2 protein-coding genes are annotated in these 2,160 nt (G+C 44.2%); both read right to left on the bottom strand.

The genetic code is table 11. The annotated features are described in order from the left end of the window. The coding region (locus R7E47_RS24065; protein ID WP_318085159.1) for a sugar transferase at positions 1-1,011 on the bottom strand (1,011 nt) is incomplete at its 3' end. Positions 1,012-1,472: 461 nt separating this feature from the next. Next, positions 1,473-2,160 (bottom strand): TOBE domain-containing protein (locus R7E47_RS24060; protein WP_029811294.1); only part of this gene is annotated, 688 nt, incomplete at its 5' end.

Raw genomic sequence — 2,160 nt, 5'->3', positions numbered from 1 at the left:
TTGATCCATCGTTGTCATCGAGCGGAACTTCCAAACTTCGATTTTTCGACCATCCAAACCATAACGATGCTGCTTAAATATTACAGGGCCTTTTGACGTCAACTTAATACCGATGGCGATAGCAAGCAGGATTGGTGATATCAACACTAAGATAATGCTAGAGAACAAAATGTCTTCGAAGCGTTTAATCCAGGATGAAACGCCAGCAAAAGGCGTATCGAACACGCTGAGAGTTTGAACTTGACCAATTTGATCCCAGCGAGAATGGAGCAGGTTGTAAGTAAAGAAATCCGGGATCAGATAAGTGTTCGCTGTGGTGTCGGAGAACTGGTTCAGGATGGAAGCAATGCGCTCTTTAGCATGCATTGGCATCGCAATGTATACGTAATCGACTTCTCCTCGTTTTGCCCGTTCTAACGCTTGGTTTACCGCGCCTTTGATTGGGTATTCGGAGCTAGGCAATCTGTCGCTAGAGCGTTCGTCATAGAAGCCGTCAAATAGAACACCATGCTCGGTGTGGTTTTGAATCTCGTTGGCAAGGGTAATGCCGTGAGGGGTCTGACCGATGATGATAGCGGTGCGTGTGTTGAAGCCCATTTTTCGCAAATAGGCCAAAACGGTACGAAAGGTTACTCGCCACGCCAACAGTAATGCCGGCGTAATAGTAACCCATAACGCTAAGATACTGCGGTCAAACAAAGGGTAAACTTCGGAAAAGTAAAGCACCATGAAAAGTAGGGCGCTTGTCATTAACCACGACATGCAAACAATGAACATTTGCTCTCTAAACGAGCTTGTCCGCCATGAGCGATATAGGTTGCCGCTCTCCGCCATAAACAAAAATGAAATACCCCCGACGAAGGACAAGATGACGTAGTCCTTATCCATCGAGGTATTTGTGTCTTTCAATACTAGGAGCAGCATAAAGGTGACAATGACAGCAAGATCTGAGAGGCGATATAAAAAAGCGAACTCCATCTCATAAGAACGAATTAGTCCTTTGTGTTTCATGACCTAGTTTCCCTTCTAGCACGCTACCGCCATTGGGGTGATTGCCCAATAGCCGTGTCGCGAACGTTTTAATTGATGAGCAGAGACATTTCTATGAATGTTTCTGAATTTCTGTAACGCATAAATTCGAAGGTAAGTTTAAAAATTCGTGTTGTTTAGGTAAGTGGAAATAAGAATGAAATTTAGACCTTTGGCTAAGTTTTGCTGTTTAGGAAAAAGCTGGTACTTGCTAAGCAGGGATGAGGAAAAGTATTAAGAAGCGAGTTTGATTATAAAAACTAAGGTTTAATTTCTTGATGGTCTAACGGATGACTTATTTACAGGGAAGTTAATGATTTAGTCTTGGGTGCGGAGTATGAGTGATGAGTCCAGCGAGCGAGTGATGTCGGTCATTTATGTGGTTTTGATACAAAAAATCCCTCTCAGGAGAGAGGGATTTATAACAACTATAGGTGAATAATTTATTCGAAATCTACGCCATTTTCTTTAAATAGACGTTTACAAGCACGACCATCACTATGGAATAGGTGACAACGGTGAGCAGGAATACCGATTTCCAATTTATCGCCCGTGTCGACAGCTAGCGTGTCTGGTTGACGATAGATCACATCCGCGTCTGCGCCTTCTAGGTTTAGGTAAACCTGAGTTTCGTTACCAAGCTTCTCTACGATCATCACTTCACCGTGAATGGTTGCGTCAGCTTCGGTTGCAGAAAGTAGGTGCTCTGGGCGAATACCCAAAGACATGCGGTCGCCACGGTTAACGGTTGTACCATCTACAGGAATCCAGAATGATACGCCGTTAGATAGCTGAACTTTAACGCGTTCTGATTCTACTTCATCGATGAACACGCTCATGAAGTTCATTTTTGGAGAACCGATGAAACCAGCCACAAAGCGGTTCTGTGGGTAGTGGTAAAGTTCAAGAGGTTTGCCAACTTGAGAGACGTAACCACCATCTAGTACGACGATTTTATCCGCCATGGTCATTGCTTCCACCTGATCGTGTGTAACGTAGATCATGGTGCAGCCAAGTTGACGTTGTAGTTTGGTAATTTGCGCACGCATGTTTACACGTAGCGCGGCATCTAGGTTAGACAAAGGTTCATCTAGAAGGAATACGTTTGGTTGCGATACTAGTGTACGGCCG

The organism is Vibrio sp. Vb1026 (assembly GCF_033338745.1).
Taxonomy (GTDB): Bacteria; Pseudomonadota; Gammaproteobacteria; order Enterobacterales; family Vibrionaceae; genus Vibrio; species Vibrio alginolyticus.
This window is presented reverse-complemented; position numbering and strand designations above follow the sequence as displayed.